Below are 22,017 nucleotides of genomic sequence, written 5' to 3' on the forward strand. Positions count from 1 at the left end.
ACATCGGAAAGGCAGATTCCCCAAACGGTCTTGGGCGGCGCACTCCGCTTGCCGGTCAGGGCAGAGACGGACGGAATCGATACGCCCGTCCATCATTGGCGCCGACCGGCAGGAAGCCCCGGAACGAGCCCGGGGCGGAGCCCTTCCGTTCAGGGCGTTTCGCCGAACCCATAGGTCTGGGTGACATAGTCGATATCCTTGTCGCCCCGCCCCGACAGGTTGATCAGGATCGACTTGCCCGGATGGTTCTGCGCCTCGCGCATGGCAAAGGCCACCGCATGCGCGCTTTCCAGCGCCGGGATGATCCCCTCGTGGCGCGACAGTGCAAAGAAGGCCGCCAGCGCCTCCTTGTCGTCGGCCGCCGTGTAGGTGACCCGCCCGGTGCGATGCAGATGCGCATGTTCCGGCCCCACGCCCGGATAGTCGAGCCCCGAGGCCACCGTATGCACCGGCGCCGGGTTGCCGTCTGCATCCTTCAGGACCATCGTGCGGAAGCCGTGGATATCGCCATCCTCGCCATAGGTGATCGTCGCCGCGTGATCGCCCAGCCTGGACGAGGTGCCCAGCGGCTCGACCCCGAAAAGCGCCACGTCATCGTCAATGAACCCCGAGAACAGGCCCATCGCGTTCGATCCCCCACCGACACAGGCCGCCACCATGTCGGGCAGCTCGCCCGTCAGTTCCAGAAACTGCTCGCGCGCCTCGACGCCCACCACATGCTGGAAGTTCCGCACCATCATCGGAAAGGGATGCGGCCCCACCACGGATCCGATGGCGAACAGCGCCGTGTCGGCCTGTCCCAGATAGCTCTGGAAGCAACTGTCTACCGCCTCTTTCAGCGACCGCCCGCCAAAGCCCACCGGCACCACCGTCGCGCCCAGCAGTTTCATGCGGGTGACGTTCGGCGCCTCCTTGGCGATGTCGATCTCGCCCATGTGGATTTCGCACTTCATGCCGAAATAGGCCGCCGCCGTGGCCAGCGCCACGCCATGCTGGCCCGCGCCGGTTTCGGCCATCAGCTTGGTCTTGCCCATGAAACGCGCCAGCAGACCCTCGGCCATGCAGTGGTTCAGCTTGTGCGCGCCGGTATGGTTCAGGTCCTCGCGCTTGGCATAGATCTGCGCGCCGCCGCACATGGCCGACAGGTTCTTCAGATGCGAAACCGGTGTCGGCCGACCCTGGAAATGCTTGCGGATGTAGCGCAGTTCGCGGATGAACTCGGCCGACTTGGATATCCGGTCATAGGCGTCGCGGATCTCCTTGAAATGCGGCTCCAGCGGCGGCGGCAGCATCGCGCCGCCATAGTCCCCGAACCATCCATCCCGCGTCGGCGTGGTCTTAAGATAGGACGCCATCTCGTTTCCTCCTGGACGTGACTGGCGCCGATATGACAGCGCGCAGGCAGCGGCCTCAAGGCGTGAAAGCGCCACATCGCAGGGCCGCGCGCAGGCTTGGGGCTCTTTTCATTTTGTCCGGTCAGCCTTTGTGCCTAGGGTTTGCTCATGGTGAGGACCCATTCTTCAAGCGGGAGGAGTTGACATGGGAAAGCGCGAAGACCTGATCGCCAGATATGCCGAGGATCTGCGCACCAAATGCGGGATCGAGCCGGACATGGATTTGCTGACCAAGGTCACCATCGGCTGCGGTCCTGCGATCTATGACGCCGATGCGTCGACGGTCGCCGCCACCCAACCCGGCGAGATCGAGACGGTCCGGACCAACTTCCTGATCAAGAAGCTGGGCCTGCCCGATGGACCCGAACTGACCGAGGCGATCCATGCGGTGATCGAGACCTACGGCAAGTCCGAGCGCAACAAGTATCGCGCGGTGGTCTACTACATGCTGACCAAGCATTTCGGCAAGGAACAGATCTACGGCTGATCCTTGCAGCCGCGGACCGGGGGCGCCCCCGACGGGCGCCCTTTCGCGTTCGGAAACAATCGTCTCAAATGATCGGTACTTGGTCTTTGCGCCGATCCGCCCGCCGGGGTACTGTTTCCTTATGGCCGCCAGTAAGGCATGGCCCTCCAGATTCAGTTCACGTGTGGTGCGACCGGGTGCACGTGGTGATGGGGGGTTCTGCATCTGGCAGGGCCCCCCATCCTTTATTCGCGGCTGGGGATCCGTCCCATGCCCTGCCGGGACGCAGGCGCCGGGCCGTTACAGCCCGCCCATCTCGCAGATGATCCGCCATTCCTCGTCCGTCACGGGCTGCACCGACAGCCGCGAGTTGTTGACCAGCACCATGTCCGCCAGCCGCGGATCGGCCTTGCACATCTCCAGCGTCACGGGACGGGGCAGCGGCTGAACCGCCTTGATGTCCACACATTCCCAGCGCGGATCGTCGGCCTTGCTGTCGGGATGGGCTTCGGCGATCACCTCGACGATGCCCACGACCGCCTTTTCGCTGAGCGAGTGGTAGAAGAACCCTCGATCCCCCGGCTTCATCGCCCGCATGTTGTTGCGCGCCTGATAATTGCGCACGCCGTCCCATTCCTCGCCCGCGGCGCCGCGGGCCACCTGCTGGTCCCAGCTCCAGGTGTTGGGCTCGGACTTGAACAGCCAGTACGCCATCAGCCGATCACCCGTTTCCATTCCTCGATCGTGACGCTGTCGAACAGCCCCGCCTGCGCATAGGGGTCGCCCGCCGCCCAAGCCTCGGCCGCCGCGCGGTTGGCGACGTCCAGGATCACCAGCGAGCCGCACATCTGCCCGGCACCGTCCAGAAACGGTCCGGCCTGCGCCACTGCGCCGGATTGCTCGATATAGCCCAGATGGGCGGCGCGGTTGTCCAGGCGGGTTTGCAGATGGCCGGGCCTGTCCCGGCAGATCAGCGCGAAAAGCGGCATGCTCATTCCTCCTTCAGGGGGCGGCTCAAGAGGATCTTGACCGCCTCGGATATGCTGCGCCGGCCGTCGATCACATGGGCGACGCTATGGGTCACGGGCATGTCGATGCCGCGCGCGGTGGCGATGGCGGCAACGGCGCGGGCGGTGGCCGCACCCTCGACCGTCACCTCGGGGTCGAAATACTGGCCCTTGCCCAGCGCCACACCAAAGCTGAAATTGCGCGACTGCGCCGAGGTGCAGGTCAGCACCAGATCGCCAAAGCCCGACAGCCCCGCCAGCGTTTCGGGGTCAGCGCCATAGGCCCGCGCAAAGCGCTGCATCTCGGCAAAGCCGCGGGTGATCAGCGCGGCCCGCGCGCTTTCGCCGAGCCCGGTGCCGATCACGATGCCCGCGGCAATCGCCATCACGTTCTTCAGCGCGCCACCCAGTTCCGCCCCCACCGTGTCGGTGGTGCGATAAAGCCGCAGCGTCGGTGTGGACAGTCGTTCCTGCAACGAGACGCCCATTGCGGGATCGGCGCAGGCCAGCGTCAGCGCGGTCGGTAGCCCGCGCGCGATGTCGGCGGCAAAGCTGGGTCCGGTCAGCACCGCGGGCACCGTCTCGGGGCAATTCTCGGCGATGATCGCCACCGGCCCCCGCCCCGTCGCCAGATCGACCCCCTTGCAGCAGGCCACCATCGCCCGGGCCCGCAGCCGCGGACCATAGGTTTCCAGAACGCTTGCCAGCACCTGCATGGGCGTTGCCAGCAGAACCAGTTCCGAACCGCCGATCGCGTCGATATCGGACGTGATCGCCACATTCGGCGGCAGTTGTACGCCGGGCAGGCGCGGGTTTTCGTTACGCTGCCGGATTTCCTCGGCAAACGGTTCTTCATGCGCCCAGATCGCCACATCGCGCCCGGCCTCGGCCAGCACGACGCCCATTGCCGTGCCGAAGGCGCCTGCGCCTGCAATCCCGATCACGCTCATGCCTTGGCTCCTTTCTTGCCCGCGCCGATCAGGGCGGGTTGTGTCTCGTCCAGCGGCCAGCGCGGCCGGGCGACCAGGTCCATCCCGTCGCGCCCGCCCAGCCGGAACCGCTCCAGCCCCGCCCAGGCGATCATCGCCGCATTGTCGGTGCATAATGCAAGCGGCGGCGCGACAAAGCGCAGCCCCGCATCGGCGGCCACCTGTTCCAGCGCCGCGCGGATCGTGCGGTTCGCCGCCACGCCCCCCGCCACGGCCAGCGCGGTTGCGCCGGGGGCCGCGGCAATCGCCCGCGCCGCCTTGCCCGCCAGCACGTCGCGCACGGCAGCCTGAAACGCCGCGCACAGATCGGCGCGATCCTGCAGCGTGATCCCGCCCTTTTCCGCGATCAGCGCGTCCCGCGCCCGCAGCAGCGCCGTCTTCAGCCCGGAAAACGACATGTCGCAGCCCGGCCGGTCCATCAGCGGGCGGGGAAAGGCGAAGCGCGCCGGATCGCCCGCCATCGCCGCGCGTTCGACCTCGGGTCCGCCCGGCTGGGGCAGCCCCAACAGCTTTGCCGTCTTGTCGAAGGCCTCGCCCGGCGCATCGTCGATCGTGCCCCCCAGCCGGGTAAAATCCTCGACCCCCTCGACCGACAGGAACTGGCAATGCCCGCCCGAGGCCAGCAGCATCAGATAGGGAAAGTCCAGCCCATCCGTCAGCCGCGGCGTCAGCGCGTGACCCGCAAGGTGGTTGACGCCCACCAGCGGCAGCCCGGTCGCCGCCGCGATCCCCTTGGCGCACATCACACCCGCCAGCACGCCGCCGATCAGCCCCGGCCCCGCCGTCACCGCCACCGCGTCCAGATCGCCCAGACCCAGACCGGCCGCGGCCAGCGCGTCGTCCACGCACAGGTCGATCTTTTCGGCATGCGCGCGGGCCGCGATCTCGGGCACCACACCGCCAAAGGGTGCATGCAGCGCCGTCTGCCCCCGCACGACCGAGGACAGGATTTCGGGCGGTCCGCCCGCACGCTGGCGCACCACGGCTGCGGCGGTATCGTCGCAGCTGCTTTCCAGTCCCAGCACCGTAAGGGTGTCGCCCATGGCTCTGCCGTTGCCTCGTCTGACCGGGGCAGGTAACACCAGCCCGACGACCGGCACAATCCCGCGAGGCCCGCCTTGCCCCATGAACGCCCCCTTCTGCTGCTGACCCGCCCCCGCGCGCAATCGGCCCGCTTTGCCGCGGATTTCGTCGCGCGCTTCGGCACCGGCTTCGACATCCTGACCGCGCCCGCGATGGAAATCCTGCCCGAGCGTGATCCGATCCCGCTGGACGGGGTTTCGGCGCTGATCTTCACCTCGGAAAACGGGGTCGCCGCCTTTGCAGCCGTTCAGCCCGACCGCTCGCTTCATGCCTGGTGCGTGGGCGAGCGAACTGCCGATGCGGCGCGCGCGGCCGGTTTCACCGCCACCGCGTCCGAAGGCACCGCTGAAACCCTTGTGCGCGATCTTGCGGCGGCGGGGCCGAAGGGCAAGCTGCTGCATCTCAGGGGCGAACATGCCGCAGGCGATGTAAAGGGTGATCTGGCCGCGCTTGGCTTTGAGATCGAGAAGCGGGTGGTCTATCGGCAGGCCGCGCTGCCCTTCGGCACGGATGTTCTGGCCCGCGTGGCGCAGGCACCGCTGACCTTGCTGCCGCTTTTCTCGCCGCGCTCTGCCCGGTTGGTGGGGGCCGAATTGCACGACAGCCCCGGCCGGTTTGCACTGGTGCCGATGAGCCCGGCGGTCGCTGCCGCCTGGACCGGGCCCGCGCCGCTTGCGCAGGCCCAGGCCGAGCGGCCCGATGCCGATGCGATGCTTGATGCGCTTTCCCGGTTGATTGACGCATTCCCCGCGCCTTGAGGCGGTTCGGGCGAGCCAGTAAGGTCGCCCCGTCGCGCAGCGCGGCCCAAGGCGAAGCGAATCGAAAGGCGGTTTTCCGTGGCCAATACCCAAGACGACAAGGAACCCGTGGACCCCGGCAAGCTCGCGCAGCCCGGGCCCGACGCCGAGCCGACCCCCGCCGCGCAGGACGACACGCCGCCCGAGCCGCGAGATCTGGCCGACACCATCGACGAGGCAACCGCAGCCTGGGAGGAACCCAAGCCTGCGGCCGCCCCGCCGAAACCCGCCAAGCCGGCCCCCGCGCCCCAGGCCAGGGGCGGCTTCCTGGTCCCGCTGTTCGGCGGCGTGCTGGCCGCGGGGCTTGGCTATGCCGCCGCCAATGTCATCAAGCCCGAGGGCTGGCCCTTCCCCGGCGCGGTCGCGGGTGTCGGGCCAGAGGTCCGCTCGGCGCTTGCTGCGTCCGATGCGCGGCTGGCCGAGACGCAGGCGCAGGTTGCCGAACTTCAGGTCCGGATCGCCGCGCTGGCCGAAACCGACAACGCCCCGGCCCAGGACTTTTCCCCGCAGATCGCCGCGCTGAGTGCGGACATGGCTGCGCTGTCGGGTCAGGCTGCGGATCTCGGCGACCGGCTCGCCGCGCTCGATACCCGGGTCGAGGAACTGGCCAAGGCGCAACTGGCTGTCGTGACCGAAGAGGCCGCCGCCGCCCTGTCCGCCTATGAGCGGGAAATCGCGGCGATGCGCGACGAACTTTTCAGCCAGCGCGACCAGAACGCAAGGTTGGCCGAGTCCGTTGCCGCCGTCGCCAATCAGGCCGAGGCCGAGATCGACGCCGCAATCGGCCGTGCTGTCCAGATCGAGGCGCGCGCCGCGCTGATGCGGATCGACGCGGCGCTGGCCAATGGTGCGCCCTTCGACACCGCGCTGGGCCAGTTCGGCGGGATCGACCTGCCCGAGGGACTGACCCGGGTCGCCGACCGCGGCGTGCCCACGCTTGCCGCGCTGCAACGCGATTTCCCGCATGCCGCGCGCGCCGCGCTGGATGCCGCGCTGCCGGTCGAGGCCGGGGCCAGCGCTGGCGACCGCTTCAATGCCTTCCTGCGCAGCCAGCTTGGCCTGCGCTCGCTCGCGCCGCGCGCGGGGGGCGATGCCGATGCCGTCCTGTCGCGCGCCGAGGCGGCGCTGCGTGACGGCGACCTGCGCGCCACGCTGGCCGAGCTGGACGCCCTGCCCGAGCCCGCCATGGCCCAGATGGCAGGCTGGATCGCGGCCGCCACCAACCGCGCCGATGCCGTCGAGGCCACCCGGGCGCTCGAGCGAAGCCTGAACCAGTAAGGACGCGCGACACATGCTCTGGTCCCTTCTCAAGATCCTCATTTTCGTCGCGATCGTCGCGGGTCTGACCTATGGCGCAGGCATCCTGATGGAAAACGCGCCGGGCCTGCATATCGCGGTGGCCGATGTCGAATTTGCCCTTGGCCCGCTTCAGGCCGTGATCCTTGCGCTGCTCTTGGTGGCCGTGGTCTGGCTGGTGCTCAAGCTGGCGGGTTTTCTGGTTGCTCTCCTGCGCTTTCTGAATGGCGACGAAACCGCGATCTCGCGCTATTTCAGCCGCTCGCGGGAACGGCGCGGCTTTCAGGCGCTGGCCGACGGGATGCTGGCGCTGGCCTCGGGCGAGGCACGGCTGGCAATGTCGAACGCCGCCAAGGCCGAACGCTACCTGCGCCGCCCCGAACTGACCAACCTGCTGAGCGCGCAGGCCGCCGAGATGACCGGCGACCGCGCCCGCGCGACCGAGATCTACAAGAAACTGCTTCAGGATGACCGCACCCGCTTTGTCGGCATCCGCGGGCTGATGAAGCAGAAGCTTTCCGATGGCGATACCGACACCGCGATGCAGCTTGCCGAAAAGGCCTTTGCGCTGAAGCCCCGGCACGAGGAAACGCAGGACACGCTGTTGCAGTTGCAGGCCCGGGCCGAGGACTGGAAGGGCGCGCGCCAGACCCTGAACGCCAAGCTGCGCCATGGTTCGCTGCCGCGTGACGTGCACAAGCGGCGCGACGCGATCCTTGCCCTGTGCGAGGCGCGCGATCTGATGGTCGATGGCGAAGGTCCGCGGGCGCGCGACATGGCGATCGACGCGAACCGGCTGTCGCCCGACCTGATCCCCGCCGCGGCGCTGGCGGCCCGCGCGCTGAACGAACAGGACAAGCCGAAACAGGCGGTCAAGGTTCTGAAACGCGCCTGGGACGTCCAGCCCCATCCCGACCTCGCCGCCGCCTTTGCCGAGCTTGCGCCCGACGAAACCCCGGCCGAGCGGATCGCGCGGTTCGAGACCCTTGTCGCGGGCAAGCCCGACGATCCCGAGACCCGGATGCTGATGGCCGAGTTGCACATCGCCGCCGAGGATTTCCCCGCCGCCCGCAAGGCGCTGGGTGATCTGGTCGAGACCGATCCGACCGCGCGCGGCCTGACGCTGATGGCCGCAATCGAGCGCGGCATGGGGGCCGATGACAGCCTGGTGCGCGGCTATCTGGCCCGCGCGCTCAGCGCGCCGCGGGGCTCGCAATGGGTCTGTGACAGTTGCGGTGCCGCGCATGAAACCTGGGTGCCGGTCTGCACCCGCTGCCACGGCTTCGACACGCTGGGCTGGAAACGCGCCCCCGCCCCGCAGATCGCGCTGCCCGGCGCAACCGACATGCTGCCCCTGCTTGTCGGCGGCCCGTCGGGCGCCCGCGGCGCCTAGCGTCGAACCAAGGTCTGGCGCGTCACACCTTGCGCGCCAGATCCAGCGCCGCGCGCAGCACGGCGCGGTCGCCGATATGGTTGGCCAGGATCAGGATCAGCTGGGCGTTCAGCGCGTGGCTTTGCGACTCGGTCAGGCCGCGATGGGCGGCCAGAAGTTCGGCAAGAAAGCCGTCGGGATCGTCCAGATTGGGGGTGTCGATCAGCGTCACGGCCGTCCCTCCCACAGCGCCGCCAGTGCCTTTCTGATCTGCCGTGCATCGGCCTCGACCCAGCGCGCGGCGATCACCTGATCCGGCCGGACAAGGTACAGCGCCCGCCCCGCCCGCCCCAGATACCGCTCTGCCACCAGATCATTCACCTCGGCCACCAGAACCGGCAGGTCCAGTCCGGTCGGCGGCTCGCAATTGACCGCCAGCAGCACAACCCCGCGGCCAAGCGCAGTCAGCAGCCAGCCCTCGCCCTGCGGCGCATCGGGCGCCACCGCACCGGGGCACGAGATTTCGGGCAGGCGCGCGTCGTCGGGGGCGCTGGTGGCATAGATGCAGGGCGTCGACAGCCGCCCGGCATTGACCCAGCCCCGGGCAAAGGGCGCCTTGCGCGCCAGCGCCAGAACCTGATCGCGGAACAGCCGTTCTGCGCCGTTTGCCGGGGTTATGAACCGGGTCGCGCGGCTGGAGTGCAGCAGGTTCTCGTCCGCGGCCTGCACCCGCTCGCGATTGTAGCTGTCGATCAGGCTGGCGGGCGCATCGCCATGCAGCACCGCCGCCAGCTTCCAGCCCAGATTGTCGACATCCTGCAACCCGCTATTCCCGCCCCGTGCACCGAAGGGCGCGACGACATGGGCGCTGTCGCCGGCAAAGATCACCCGGCCATGAACGAAGTCGCGCAGCCGCCGGCACTGAAAGCTGAAGATGCTGACCCAATCCAGTTCGAAATCGGGGCCGACGACCTTTTCGATCCGGGGGATCACCGTCTCGGGCTTGCACTCGTGCCCGGGATCGGCATGGGGGCCCAATTGCAGGTCGATCCGGTAGATGTTGTCTGCCTGCCGGTGCAGCAGTGCCGATTGCCCGTCATGGAAGCTGGGCTGGAACCAGAACCAGCGTTCCGGCGGGAAATCGGCCTCCATCTCGATATCGGCGATCAGGAAGCGTTCCTCGAACAGATCGCCCTCGAAATCGAGATCCAGCATCGCCCGGATCGTCGAGCGCGCGCCGTCGCAGGCGATCAGGTAATCGGCGCTCAGCCCATAGGTTCCGTCCGGCGTCCTGACCGTGACATGCGCGCCCGCATCGTCCTGATCGAGCCCGGTAACCCGGTTGCGGAACCGCAGGTCGATCTGCGGCTCGGCCAGCGCGCGTTCGGCCAGCAATTGTTCGACATGATATTGCTGGAGGTTCACGAAAGGCGGCATCCGGTGGCCGGGCTCGGCCGCAAGATCGAAGCTGAAGATCTCGTCATCGCCATGGCAGACGCGGCCGACGCTCCAGCTCATGCCCATTTGCAGAACCTTGTCGGCGATGCCCAGCCGGTCGAACAGTTCGAGGCTGCGCTTGGACCAGCACATCGCGCGCGAACCGGTCGAGACCACGTCACTGTCATCCAGCAGGACCGAGGCCACCCCCCGGTTCGCCAGTTCCAGCGCCATCGCCAGCCCGACCGGCCCCGCCCCGACGATGATCGCCTTGTGCCGCGGTTCGGACATGCTCAGGCCCGGCGGGGGGACATAGGCAAAGCGTTTGTAGTCATAGGCCATTGCGCCGCCTCCCGCCGCGCCGGTCCGCTGTTGCCCGGCCTGGCCTGCGCGCGCGCGGCAGGTCGCCGTGCTGGCAGGGCCAAGGGCGGGGGTTGTTGCCCATGGCACTCTCCCACAGGGGTCGTCGATCCGGCCCGCCACCCGGCCGTTAACCTCTGCCACCCTGCGGCCCTCTGCAACCGCTTTTTTTATAGGCAGCGCAGAGCAGGCGGGCCGGGAAGCATCCCGGTATCGGGATCGTCGTCGAATCCCGGTCTGGCGGCCGGATTGTGTCCGCCAGAGCGGCGGCCTGCCGCATGTGCCAAAGGGTCAAGGACGCCCCGACGCTACGTCACGCTGCGCGTCGCGCGGCGGGCTGCGCTATCAAGGATGCCGGATCAGTGGGGAGGAAGAACACATGACCGGCATCGTCATCCTGAGCGGCGCGCGCACCGCCATCGGCGCCTTTGGCGGCAGCCTTGCCGCCGTGCCGCCGACCGCGCTGGGCGCCCATGTCGCCCGCGCCGCGCTGGACCGGGCGGGGATCGAGGGCGCGCGCATCGGCCATGTCGCCTTTGGCCATGTCATCAATACCGAGCCGCGGGACATGTATCTGTCGCGCGTCGCGGCGCTGGAGGCCGGTATCCCCGACACGACCCCGGCGATGAACGTCAACCGGCTGTGCGGCTCGGGGGCGCAGGCCATCGTCTCGGTCGCGCAGGCGCTGATGCTGGGCGAGGCCGATTTCGGGCTGGCTGGCGGCGCCGAAAGCATGAGCCGTGCGCCCTATCTTCTGCCCGCCGCGCGCTGGGGTCAGAAGATGGGCGATGCGGGCGCGGTGGACATGATGCTGGGCGCGCTGAATTGCCCGTTCGGCACCGGCCATATGGGCGTGACGGCCGAGAACGTGGCCGCCGCGCATGGCGTGTCGCGCGCCGATCAGGACGCCTTTGCGCTGGAAAGCCAGACCCGCGCCGCCTGCGCCATCGCCGAGGGGCGGTTCACGGCCGAGATCGTGCCTGTCGAGGTCACAATCCGGCGCGAGACCCGCGGCTTTGCCGTGGACGAGCATCCCAAGCAGACGACGCCCGGGGCGCTGGCGGCGCTGCGCCCCGCGTTTCAGCGCGACGGCACGGTGACCGCGGGCAATGCAAGCGGCATCAATGACGGCGCGGCCGCACTGGTCCTGGCGCGTGAAGACGCCGCCCGGGCGGCGGGGCTGGAGCCGATTGCCCGTCTGGTCGGCTATGCCCATGCCGGGGTCGCGCCCGAGGTGATGGGTATCGGGCCGGTTCCGGCGGTCGAGGCGCTGCTGGCCAGGACGGGGTTGCGCGCCGGGGATTTCGACGTGGTCGAAAGCAACGAGGCCTTTGCGGCGCAGGCCATCGCGGTCACCCGCGCGCTCGGGCTCGATCCGGCCCGGGTCAACCCAAATGGCGGCGCCATCGCGCTGGGCCATCCGGTGGGCGCGACGGGGGCGATCATCACGGTCAAGGCGATCCACGAGCTTGCCCGCATCGGCGGCCGGCGGGCGCTTGTCACCATGTGCATCGGCGGCGGACAGGGGATTGCCCTGGCGCTGGAGCGGCCCTGAGCGGAGAATGACGAGTCACCCCGACCGTATTGCGGTTTGCGGGCCGACCGACATGGGTATTTTTTCCAAGAAGAAGATCAGGGCGCGAACTGGATGCTGGCGCGTGCGCCCTGACCGGTGGCATCGATCACCGACAGGGTTGCAAAGCCCGGGCCGGGAGCGGGCAGATGCGTTTCCCTTAGCCGTAATCCGGTGACGACCGGGGCACCGTCCAGAAGCAGGGTGAAGGGCGGCGTGCCGCCGTCCAGCCGCACCGGCAGCAGGCCGAGCCCCGGCGCCAGCGTGGCGCCATCCGGCGGAAAGGCCAGCCGCGGCCCGGTGGCTTGCGCAGGGGCAAAGCGGCGCAGCGGCTGGGGCAGGTCGGCATTGGCCGCGATCAGCGTGCCGGGCGGCGGGGGCGGCAGCGGGTGGGGGGCGGGTTTCAGCCGCGCGAAAGCCTCGAACAGCAGCGGCGCGGCACTGTCGGCACCAAAGGCGCCCGGCACAGGCGTCCCGTCCGGGCGGCCGATCCAGACCGCGATCACATGCGCGCCGTCGAAGCCCACCGCCCAGGCATCGCGGTGGCCATAGGAGGTGCCGGTCTTGAAGGCGATCCGCCCCTGGGCCGCGGCAGGCGGCGCAGGCGTGCCGCGCAGGATGTCGGCCACCTGCCAGGCGGCTTCGGACGGCAGGATGGCGGGGCCGGGGGTGGTTTGTGCGTCTGCGGTCTGCCAGTGCAGCCCGACCGCGCGCCCGCCATTCGCGATCCCCGCATAGAGACGGGCAAGGTCTTCGAGTGTCACGCCCAGCCCCCCCAGCGCGACGGCAAGACCCGGCACCCCGCCGGGAATCGCAGGCGTGATTCCGGCGCGTTCCAGCCCGGCGACCAGCCGCGCAGGCCCCAGCGCCTCGGCCAGCGCCACGACGGGAATGTTGCGCGAGGATTGCAGCGCCGCGCGCGCCGTGATCGTGCCGCGGAAGGTGCCGTCGAAATTGGACGGCCGGTAGCTGCCGAAAGTGGCCGGGCGATCCTCGATCAGCGTTTCGGGATGGGCCAGCCCCTCGGCGAAGGCAAGGCCATAGACCAGCGGCTTCAGGGTCGAACCGGGCGAGCGGGGCGCGATGGTCATGTCGACATAGCCCGCCCGCGCGCTGTCGGTGAAATCGGGGCTGCCGAGATGGGCGAGGATCTCGCCCGTGCGGTGGTCGGCGACGATCAGCGCCGCCGACAGGCCGGGGCCAAGCGGGGCGACCGTGCGGCGCAACAGCGGCTCCAGCCGCGCCTGCAACCCGGCCTCCAGCGTCAGGTGGTGCAGCGCCGCGCCCGGATCGGCGGCGCGGGCGCGGTCGGCAAGATGCGGGGCCAGCGCGGGGAAGGGGTGGCGGGTCTCGGGCACCGGGGCGCGGGTGGTGGCGGCCAGATCCCCGGCCCCCAGCAGGCCCGCCTGTGCCATCCGCGCCAGCACCCGGTCGCGCCCGGCGCGCGCGGCGGCAGGATTGCGGTCGGGGCGGCGGTCCTCGGGCGCCTGGGGCAGGGCGACCAGCAGGGCGGCCTCGGCGGGGCTCAGCCGCCGCGGCGGCTTGCCGAACCAGGCCAGGCTGCCCGCGCGCAGCCCTTCGAGATTGCCCCCGAACGGCGCGCGGTTCAGGTACAGCGTCAGGATCTCGTCCTTGTCCAGCCGTCGTTCCAGCGCCAGCGCCACCCGCATCTGGCGCAGCTTGCCGCCCCAATGCCCGGTGCCGCTGTCCTCCAGCAGCCGTGCGACCTGCATCGTCAGCGTCGAGCCGCCCGAGACGACGCGGCCATGGCGCAGCGCCTGCCCCGCCGCGCGCGCCAGCGCCAGCGGGTCGATGCCCGGATGGCGGTAGAAGCGGCGATCCTCGCGCGCGATCAGCATCGCCAGATAGCCGGGATCCACGGCATCAAGGCTGGTCGCTAGCCGCCAGCGCCCATCCGCAGCCGTATAGGCGCGCAGAAGCACCCCGTTGCGGTCCAGCACCTCGGCCGAGCTTTCGGCCACCAGCACCGGCAGATCGGTTGCCGCGATCCAGCGATCCGTTGCATCCCGCGCCGCCGCGCCGATGAACAGCGCCGCGACAAGGACCAGCGGCAGCCGCCTCATTCGCTGACCGAGGCGCGGCCCGTATCGGTCCAGGCGCGGCGGTCGGGGCGATACATGTCCTCGACGCTGGCGGCGGGGTGACGATAGCTGCCCGGCGCGGTGGCGCGCAGGATATAGGCCAGCCGGATCGGCGCATCCGATCGCAGATCGACCGCGGCCAGGAACCGGTCCTGCCGCGCCTCGGTATGGGCGGCGTCTTCGGTCACGTCCAGCCAGTCGAGCGCCCGGATATCGCCCGCGCGGATCAGGTTCGGGTTGTCGATCTCGAAGCCTGCGGGCAGCGGGTCGGCCACCATCAGGCGCGCCTCGGTCGGGGTGAAGGGCGTGACCTCGATCACCGTGACGAGCCGCGTTCCCGCGGGGACGGCGTCCAGCGTCGCGGGCGTGCCATCCAGCGTGTAGTGTCGGCGCGTGATGGCAAAACCGTTGCCGCCTGCGGGCTCGGGCGTGTCGGGCACGCCGAAGGTGGTCAGCGTCAGGACCTCGTCCGCGCCGCTGCCGTTGCCGATCACCGCCGGGGCATCGCTGTCGCGCAAGAGCCGCACCAGCGGCCCGTCAAGCGGCGCACCGTTCAGGGTAAAGCCCGCCGCCCCCGGCCGGTCGATCAGCGCATGCGCGGCCAGAAGCGTCCAGACCGCCTCCTGGGTCGAGCGTGTCCGGCCTGGCGCGGCGACGTAATCGGCCAGAACCGTGCGATTGACCGCCGCGCTGCCAGCCTCGGCCGCCAGTGCCAGAAGTCCGGCGGCATCGCGCAGGTCGGTGCCGTAATCGGTGCGCCAGAGGGGTGGTTCGTCGGCGCCCATCCGCGCGCCCATCCGGCCCGCGGCATGGGTGAACATCGCCTCGGCCCGCACCGGATCGCCGTAAGCCGCCAGCGCCGCGCCCAGTTGCCCGGCCGCCAGCGGGGTCGCAAAGGCGCGGCCCTTGACATCGGCATAGTAGCGCAGGTCCGCCATCGCCGCGGCCCCCTCGCGCGCCAGCACCATCAGCGCATAGGCGATATCCTCGCCGCCCTCGTCGAAATCGGGGGCATAGGCGATCCGGTTGCGCAGATTGTCCAGCGCCGCGCGGAAGGCATGGGCGGGAACCGCAAAGCCCTGCACGCGGGCGCGGCTCAGGAAATCGGTGACATAGGCATCAAGCCAGAAATCCCCCGCCTCGGGCCGCCAGAGCCCGAAACTGCCATTCGGCGCCTGATTGGCCAGCACTGCCGCGATGGCCTGATCCACGCGGGCGCGCAGGTCGTCGCGTGCCCCCAGCCCCATCGCCACCGCGATCTCATCCAGATAGACAAGCGGCAGCGCGGCCGAGGCCAGTTGTTCCGTGCAGCCATAGGGATAGCGGTCAAGCGCGGCCAGAAGCCCCGGCGCATCCAGCCGTGCGATGGGGCCGATGGCCAGCGTCGCGCGCCCCGTGCCGGGCTGGAAGCCGGTGAATATCGCCTGATCGGCGGTGAAACGGTCGCCATCGGCCAGCGTGAAGCGCGAGCTTCGCAGCACCTCGGGGTCGGTTACCTCGACCGGCAGCGCCAGTCGCCGGCTCAGTGCCTGGCCATCGGGGGTGGTCAGCGTCACGTCGATCCCGGCAAGTCCGGGGTCGCCGGCCATCACGGGGATCGACAGCGTGGCCTTGCCCCCCTCGGCCAGATCAAGCTCCGGCGGGATCGCCGCCGCATCAAGCGCCACGCCCGAGCCCGTCACCGACAGCCCCATCCGCCCCGCCGGACCGGTGGCATGCACGATTTCCAGCAGCAACCGGCTGCGGTCGCCGGGGGCGAGAAAGCGCGGCAGGCTGGCGGTCACCACGACCGGATCGCGCACAAGGATATCGGCCTCGGCCTGCCCCAGCCCGGTCCTGGACCACGCGACCGCCATCAGCCGCAGGGTGCCGTTGAAGGCGGGCAGGTCGAACCGGGCGCGGGCATACCCGTCCGGCCCCACCTGAACCGGCCCCGCGAACAGCGCGACAAGGTCTTCGGTCGGGGGCGGTGCCTGCATCCGCAGCCCGGCCCCGGCATCGCCACCCGAACGGACGCGGCCCATCTCGCCGCTCATCCCGTCGATCAGGCGGCCATAGACATCGCGCAGGCCCATCCCCAGCCGCCGCTGGCCGAAATAATGGCCATCGGGATCGGGGCTGGCAAAGCCCGTCAGGTTCAGGATGCCCAGATCGACAGCGGCAATCGTGGCATGGGCGGTGTCGCCCGGCTGGAGGCCCTCGACCTTCAGCGCGACCTCAAGCGGGGCGCGCGGTCGGGCCTCGGCCGGCATCTCGAAATCTGCGCGCAGGCGGCGCGGGCCGGGATCGACCGTGGCATGGGCCAACCCCAGCGCGCGGGCCGGGTTCTGGCCCGCCGGGGCGTCCATCGGCCGGATCAGCGTCGCGGCGACATAGGCGCCCGCGCCCCATTCCTCGGTTACGGTCAGGGCAACGGTATTCTCGCCCGCGACCAGATCGACCGGCACCATGTCGATCAGCCGGTTCGACATGACCGTGACCAGCCCCTTGCCCGGCGCCCGCGGCACGATCCTGAGCGTTGCGGTCTCGCCCGGCGCATAGGCGGGCTTGTCCAGCGCGACCTCAAGCATGTCGGGGGTGCGGCTGGTATCGGCGGGGGCATACCAGCCCGCAAAGAATTCGGCCGATGCCTCGGCAAAGGGGCCGTCCGTGCGCGTGACGACCAGTTCGTAGTGGCCCCACTGAACCGGCAGGTCCAGCGACAGCCGCCCGCCCGCAAGCACCGCCGCGCCGCTGGTGACGCGGTTGCGGGTGGTCACCGGCTCCCACGCCCAGTCGCCATGCATCTGGTACCATTGATAGCGCGTCTCGACCCGGTTCAGCGCCCAGTCGATGCGCATCTCCTGCGGTGTCCCGTCCGGGCCTAGTCCGAGCAATTCGAACCCGGCCTCTGTCCCCTCGCCCACGACGCCGTCGAAAAGCGGCCTGATGCCGATCAGCGGCGCATCGGGCGCCAGCGTGCGGGTCAGCCGGCGTTCGACCGGGCGGGCCGAGCCCTCGGCCAGCCGCACCACGATCTCGGTCTCCAGCGGCTTGCCCTCGGCCTCGATCCCGGGGAAGGCCAGCGGCAGTGCGGCGCGGCCCTCGGCATCGGTGCGGGGTGCGCCCTCGATCACCGCAAGCTCTGGCGCGATGCGGCTGTCATGGCGGCCGAAGCGGAAACCGGGATGGGCGGGCAGGCTGTCCACCGCCGCCAGCCGAACCTCGCCCTCGATGGCCAGATCGGCCCCGGCCGCGCCGAAAAGATAGCGCGCCGCGATGCCCAGAACCGGCCGGTCCGACAGGCGCAGCGGCCCCTCTGCCAGCGACAGGTCGAAGTCGATCCGCTCGGGCAGGAAATCCTCGACCAGCAGCTTTTGCGTGGCCAGCGGCGGGGCATCGGGTTCGGCATGGATGGCCAGTGTCCAGGTGCCGCGCGGGGCGGTTGCGGCGATACCAAGGGCAAAGACATGCCCGCCCGCCACGCCGCCCGGCGACAGCGCGCGGGTGTGTTCCACCCCGTCGGGCCGGGTCAGGATCGCGGTCAGCGGCAGCCCCTCGACCGCCTCGGCCCGCCCGTCGCGGGCCAGTGCGGTGGCGCGCACTATCTCGCCCGCGCGATAGGCGCCGCGCTCGGTCGTCACGAAGATGTCGACGGGCGGCGCGGGCGGGCGCCCCTCTACGCCGCGGTCGGACAGATCGAATTCGGGCTCGGTCAGCGACAGGAAGGCCAGATCGGCCTCTCCCTCCTCGGCCGTCACCAGCGCGGGGGCCGCCCCGGCCTGTCCGCGCATCAGCCCCGCCGCAAAGGTCGCATGGCCCGCCGCATCGGTCACCGCCGTTCCCAGAACCCGGTTCGCCCGCGACATCAGCGATACCGTGACCCCCGCCTTGGCCTCGGCGCTGGCCAGCGAGCGGACGAAGACATGCAGCCCGTCCGTCCCCGCCATCGTGGCCAGCCCCAGATCGGACAGCACGAACCATTGCGTCGCGGCCGGACGATCATAGGGATCGGCCCCCGGTATCGCCGCATGCAGCGCATAGACCCCCGCAGGCAACCCGGCGATCGCCTCGTCCAGCGGCAGGCGCGTGGTGACGTCGCGGTTCAGCTCCATCCCGACCTCGCCGGTGCCGGTCCAGACCTGTTCGGCCATGTCGGCCGAGAACGCATCCTCCTGCCAGGGCGAAAGCGGGCGGCCGAAATAGCCGTCCTGGATCGCGCGCAGCAGGTTTCGGTCGGACATCCGGTGCAGCCGCAAGTCCAGCCGGTCGGTGTTCACGGTGACCACCGGCAGCGCGGCCTCGCCCGTGCGGGGCAGTACATAGGCCCGGCCGGGAAAGCGCACGGCGGGGCTGCGGTCGCGGACATACTGGGTCAGTTCCACCGGGTGGGCCAGAACCTCGCCGCTTTGGGCGGGCAGGCCCGGGCGCAGCATCAGTCGGTAGCTTTCGCCATGACGCAGGCCCGCGACGCAGAGCCGGTCATCCTCGGCCGTGACGGCAAGACCGGGCTGGGGAAGCTGGACGAAGGGCGCGAAATCCGCGCCACGGGCAAGCGGTTCGGAAAAGCGGGTACAGATGCGCGGGCTGGGGGCGTCGCTTTCCACGTCGGTCTCGACCACGCGGAAGCCGTGTTTCGCAATCGCTGCGTCCAGCCGTTCGGCGATGTCGTCGCGCGGGGCCAGCGTCTGGGCCAGCCGCAGGGCCGGAACCGTTTCGCGCCCGCGGCCCACGGCCTCCAGCGCCTCGGCCATCACGACCAGCGCCTGCGCGCGGGTCGCAGGCGCGGGGCTGCGCAGATGGGCGTTGATCGCGGCCGACAGCGCACGGTTCTGCGCATTGCGCCGCGCCTCGGCGTTCTGGGTGGGCTGGGCCAGCGTGAGGCTGGCATATTCGATCCAGAGCGCGCCGGTATCGGCCAGCACCAGCGCCGCGCCGGTATGGCCCAGCGTCTCGGCGATCTGGCCTGCGGCGCGGGCCTCGGCGGCGGCCTGAAGCCAGTCTTCCAGCGGTCGTTCATTCACATGATGGCGCCGCGACAGGGCCTCGGCCGCGGTTCGCGCGGCTGACAGATCCTCGGGCCGCAGGAAATCCAGTTCGGCCACCCGCGCGGCCACGCCGCCCAGAATCGTCGGATCGGTGCGCAGAACGCGGGCCGACAGGGCGCCCTGATAGGGCAGGCTGGCAGTGGCGGCGGCCTTGGGGAAACAGGCATTCGAGCGGGTGTTGAAGGTCAGCGCGGTGCAGGCGGGATCGGTCAGGCAGGCGCGCGCGCAGGCCTCGAAATCCGAATCGAACAGGTTGCGCAGATCGCCGCCGGGGAAATCCACATCGCGCGATATCGCCAGCCGCGTGTCGGGAACCGGGCCGGGCATGGGCTGGGCCAGCGCGGGAAGGGCAAGGAAGATCAGACAGAAAAGGGCGGCAAACCGGCGCATCGCGGTCTCCTTCTGCACGTCGCCTCGCGACGGGATGCTGGCACGGCCCGGCGGCGAATGGCAACGATTCCTCCGTTTGCGTTAATCGGCTGTTCACCCTGATCCGACCAGACTGCGGAAACCCCGTGGAGACCCCGCGCATGGACATGACCGAGAGACTGGCGACCGAGCGGCGCAAGCGCCTTGCCGCCGAACGCCTGCTCGACCAGAAAAGCCGCGAGCTGTTCGAGGCGAACCGCCGGCTGTCGCAGCATGCCCTGACCCTGTCCGACGAGATCATCGAGACCCGCCAGACCGCCGAGGATCTGCGCGGGCAGAATACCCAGGTGCTGTCCGAGCTTGCCGAGGTCTCGCTCGAGGCCGATGTGGCCAAGCAGCGGCTGTGGGATTCGCTGGAAACCGTCAAGGACGGCTTTGCACTGTTCGACGCGCAGAACCGGCTGGTGATCGCCAACCGGGCCTATCTGTCGGTGTTCGACGGGCTGGAGGCGGTCGTTCCCGGCATCCGCTATGACGAGATCGTGCGCCTGAGCGTCGAGGAAGGGATCGTCGATATCGGCGCGCGCGCGGCTTCGGACTGGATCGAGGAATTCCTGACGCGCTGGCACCAGAACCCGGTGCCGACCCGCGTGGTCCGGCTGTGGAGCGGCGATTACATCAAGCTCGTGGATCGGCGCACGCCCTCGGGCGACATGGTCTGCCTTTCGATGAACATCACCGACATGATGCGCATGTGGGCCGCGGTCGAGGCGATCCCCGACGGTTTCGTGCTGTATGACCATGACGACCGGCTGGTGATGTGCAACGACCGCTACCGCGATTTCTACGCCGACAGCGCCCCGATCATGAAGCCGGGCAACAGTTTCGAGGAGATTCTGCGCTACGGCCTGGGCAATGGCCAGTATCCCGAGGCGCTGGGCCGTGAAGAGGACTGGCTGACCGAGCGGATGAACCGCCACCAGCGCCCCGAGGGCATGATCGAGCAGCGTTTGCCCGATGGCCGCTGGCTGCGCATCCTAGAGGAACGCACCCCTGATGGCGGGCTTGTCGGGCTGCGTGTCGACATCACCGAACAGAAGCGCCAGCAGATGGCGCTGGACCGCGCCCGCGTTGCCGCCGAGGCAGCCAACCGCGCCAAGTCCGCCTTCCTCGCCAACATGAGCCACGAGTTGCGCACACCGATGAACGGCGTGGTCGGCATGGCCGAACTGTTGTGCGAGACCGAGCTTTCCGAGGAACAGCGGCTTTACGCCCACACGATCCGGGAATCGGGCGAGGCGCTGCTGAGCCTGCTGAACGACGTGCTCGACTATTCCAAGATCGAGGCCGACAAGCTGCAACTTCACCCCGAGCCGTTTGATCTGGAGCGCACGATCTACGAGATCGTGATGCTGTTGCAGGCCCCCGCGCGGGACAAGAACCTGGATGTCCTGATCGACTACGACCTGTTCCTGCCCACCCGCTTCGTCGGCGATCGCGGCCGCATCCGGCAGATCTTCACCAATCTCGTCGGCAATGCGATCAAGTTCACCGAGCGCGGTCATGTGCTGGTCCGTGTCGTCGGCTTCGAGGCCGAGGAAGGGGCGCTTCAGCAGATCAACGTCACCGTCGAGGATACCGGCATCGGCATTTCCCGCGACATGCAGGACCACATCTTCGGCGAGTTCAACCAGGTCGAGGACCAGCAGAACCGCAAGTTCGAGGGGACCGGGCTGGGCCTGGCGATCACAAGGCGGCTGATCGGGATGATGGGCGGCGAGATCTGGCTGGAATCCGAAAAGGGCGAGGGCGCCTGTTTCGGTTTCAGCCTGACCCTGCCGGTTGCCGAGGAACGCGAGCCGCTGCCTGCCCCGGAAACCGCCTCGGTGCGGCATGTGCTGGTCGTGGACGATCAGGAGGTGAACCGCACGATCCTGGAACGCCAGCTGTCCCAGCTGGGCCTTGAAGTCACCTGTCATGTGACCGCCGAGACCGCGCTGGGCGTCGCCGACAGTACCGATCTGGTCATTACCGACCACCGGATGCCCGGCATGGACGGGTTCACCTTTGCCCGCGAACTGCGACGGTCTGGCTATTCCGGTCCGATCCTGATGCTGACCTCGAACCCCGCCTGCCTGGGCAAGACCGGGCGCAACTCGGAATCGGGCATCGACCTTGTGTTGCAGAAACCCGTGCTGCGCCGCGCGCTCTACGAGGCGATTTCGACCCTTGCGCCCTCGGTGCAGGCCGGTTCTGTGGCCGCGGCCGGTCCCGGGCCCGCATCGCCGCGTCGGCCCATGCGCGTTCTGGCCGCCGAGGACAACCGCACGAACCGTCTGGTGCTGGGCAAGATGGTCGAGGGGCTGAATGTCGACATGCGCTTTGCCGACAACGGCAATGAGGCAGTCGCCGCCTTTCGCGAGGTGCGGCCCGACCTGATCTTCATGGATATCTCGATGCCCGAATGCGACGGCAAGGAGGCCACCGGCGCGATCCGGCGGATCGAACGCGAAACCGCTGCGCTGCCGGTGCCCATCGTCGCGCTGACCGCGCATGCGCTGCAAGGCGATGCCGAGGATATCCTGGCTGCGGGGCTGGATGCCTGCCTGACCAAGCCCCTGCGCAAGAGCGACATCCTGGCCGCCATCGAGGCGCATCACCCCGCCGATTGCGCGCCGCTCGATCCCGCCGCTTCCGTTGCGGGTGACACGGCCGAGACCCTGCCGCGGCTGCGCGCGATCTGAG

The 22,017-nt window shown here is 69.5% G+C and carries 15 protein-coding genes; 6 read left to right on the forward strand and 9 right to left on the reverse strand.

The genetic code is table 11. The features are described from left to right. Positions 1 to 149: 149 nt before the first annotated feature. Positions 150 to 1,355, reverse strand: coding sequence for a tryptophan synthase subunit beta (trpB, locus tag GH815_RS02795; protein WP_153747210.1), 1,206 nt, complete (start codon positions 1,353 to 1,355; stop codon positions 150 to 152). 184 nt (positions 1,356 to 1,539) lie between these two features. On the opposite strand from trpB, the gene GH815_RS02800 reads away from it, so the two are divergent. Further along, on the forward strand, positions 1,540 to 1,881 hold the full coding sequence (locus tag GH815_RS02800; protein ID WP_153747211.1) for a DUF2853 family protein: 342 nt from the start codon (positions 1,540 to 1,542) through the stop codon (positions 1,879 to 1,881). Between the two features lie 279 nt (positions 1,882 to 2,160). Here GH815_RS02800 and GH815_RS02805 read toward each other — a convergent pair whose 3' ends face one another. From GH815_RS02805 to tsaD, 4 genes are read right to left on the reverse strand one after another with little or no spacing between them, the layout of a single operon-like run. Next, entirely contained in the window at positions 2,161 to 2,574 is a 414-nt protein-coding gene (locus tag GH815_RS02805; RefSeq protein ID WP_153747212.1) for an EVE domain-containing protein, read from the reverse strand. Beyond that, on the reverse strand, positions 2,574 to 2,849 hold the full coding sequence (locus GH815_RS02810; protein WP_407072155.1) for a YciI family protein: 276 nt from the start codon (positions 2,847 to 2,849) through the stop codon (positions 2,574 to 2,576). Before GH815_RS02810 ends, GH815_RS02805 begins: the two co-directional genes overlap by 1 nt. Positions 2,850 to 2,851: 2 nt before the next feature. Continuing rightward, positions 2,852 to 3,811 carry an NAD(P)H-dependent glycerol-3-phosphate dehydrogenase gene (locus GH815_RS02815; RefSeq protein WP_343030628.1) on the reverse strand — a complete coding sequence of 320 codons (960 nt, stop codon included), beginning with the start codon at positions 3,809 to 3,811 and terminating at the stop codon, positions 2,852 to 2,854. A gap of 2 nt (positions 3,812 to 3,813) precedes the next feature. Continuing rightward, positions 3,814 to 4,899 carry a tRNA (adenosine(37)-N6)-threonylcarbamoyltransferase complex transferase subunit TsaD gene (tsaD, locus tag GH815_RS02820; RefSeq protein WP_153747215.1) on the reverse strand — a complete coding sequence of 362 codons (1,086 nt, stop codon included), beginning with the start codon at positions 4,897 to 4,899 and terminating at the stop codon, positions 3,814 to 3,816. A gap of 75 nt (positions 4,900 to 4,974) precedes the next feature. Between tsaD and GH815_RS02825 the strand changes: the two genes are divergently transcribed. From GH815_RS02825 to GH815_RS02835, 3 genes are all read left to right on the forward strand, one after another. Beyond that, a complete protein-coding gene (locus GH815_RS02825; protein ID WP_153747216.1) occupies positions 4,975 to 5,697 on the forward strand; it encodes a uroporphyrinogen-III synthase in 723 nt (240 codons plus the stop codon). 78 nt (positions 5,698 to 5,775) lie between these two features. Then, positions 5,776 to 7,014: a COG4223 family protein gene (locus GH815_RS02830; protein WP_153747217.1), complete on the forward strand. Its 1,239-nt coding sequence runs from the start codon at positions 5,776 to 5,778 to the stop codon at positions 7,012 to 7,014. Between the two features lie 13 nt (positions 7,015 to 7,027). After that, the gene (locus tag GH815_RS02835; protein ID WP_153747218.1) at positions 7,028 to 8,425 is read left to right on the forward strand and encodes a heme biosynthesis protein HemY; all 1,398 of its coding nucleotides are present in this window, start codon (positions 7,028 to 7,030) and stop codon (positions 8,423 to 8,425) included. Between the two features lie 22 nt (positions 8,426 to 8,447). Here GH815_RS02835 and GH815_RS02840 read toward each other — a convergent pair whose 3' ends face one another. Together GH815_RS02840 and GH815_RS02845 are read right to left on the reverse strand one after the other, a co-directional pair. Then, the gene (locus GH815_RS02840) at positions 8,448 to 8,636 is read right to left on the reverse strand and encodes a DUF2783 domain-containing protein (RefSeq protein ID WP_343030623.1); all 189 of its coding nucleotides are present in this window, start codon (positions 8,634 to 8,636) and stop codon (positions 8,448 to 8,450) included. Further along, entirely contained in the window at positions 8,633 to 10,183 is a 1,551-nt protein-coding gene (locus GH815_RS02845) for an FAD-dependent oxidoreductase (RefSeq protein ID WP_153747219.1), read from the reverse strand. Before GH815_RS02845 ends, GH815_RS02840 begins: the two co-directional genes overlap by 4 nt. Positions 10,184 to 10,580: 397 nt before the next feature. Between GH815_RS02845 and bktB the strand changes: the two genes are divergently transcribed. Beyond that, a complete protein-coding gene (gene bktB, locus GH815_RS02850) occupies positions 10,581 to 11,756 on the forward strand; it encodes a beta-ketothiolase BktB (RefSeq protein WP_153747220.1) in 1,176 nt (391 codons plus the stop codon). A gap of 77 nt (positions 11,757 to 11,833) precedes the next feature. Here the strand turns inward: bktB and pbpC are convergent, their stop codons facing one another. Both pbpC and GH815_RS02860 read right to left on the reverse strand, forming a co-directional pair. Beyond that, positions 11,834 to 13,858: a penicillin-binding protein 1C gene (pbpC, locus tag GH815_RS02855; protein ID WP_153747221.1), complete on the reverse strand. Its 2,025-nt coding sequence runs from the start codon at positions 13,856 to 13,858 to the stop codon at positions 11,834 to 11,836. Continuing rightward, on the reverse strand, positions 13,855 to 19,293 hold the full coding sequence (locus GH815_RS02860) for an alpha-2-macroglobulin family protein (protein WP_153747222.1): 5,439 nt from the start codon (positions 19,291 to 19,293) through the stop codon (positions 13,855 to 13,857). Before GH815_RS02860 ends, pbpC begins: the two co-directional genes overlap by 4 nt. A gap of 140 nt (positions 19,294 to 19,433) precedes the next feature. Here GH815_RS02860 and GH815_RS02865 point away from each other — a divergent pair, with 140 nt between their 5' ends. Further along, positions 19,434 to 22,016 (forward strand): hybrid sensor histidine kinase/response regulator, encoded by a 2,583-nt coding sequence (locus tag GH815_RS02865; protein WP_153747223.1) that lies wholly within the window; start codon positions 19,434 to 19,436, stop codon positions 22,014 to 22,016. Position 22,017 lies beyond the last annotated feature (1 nt).

This window comes from Rhodovulum strictum (assembly GCF_009649175.1).
In the GTDB taxonomy this organism is placed as follows: Bacteria; Pseudomonadota; Alphaproteobacteria; order Rhodobacterales; family Rhodobacteraceae; genus Rhodovulum; species Rhodovulum strictum.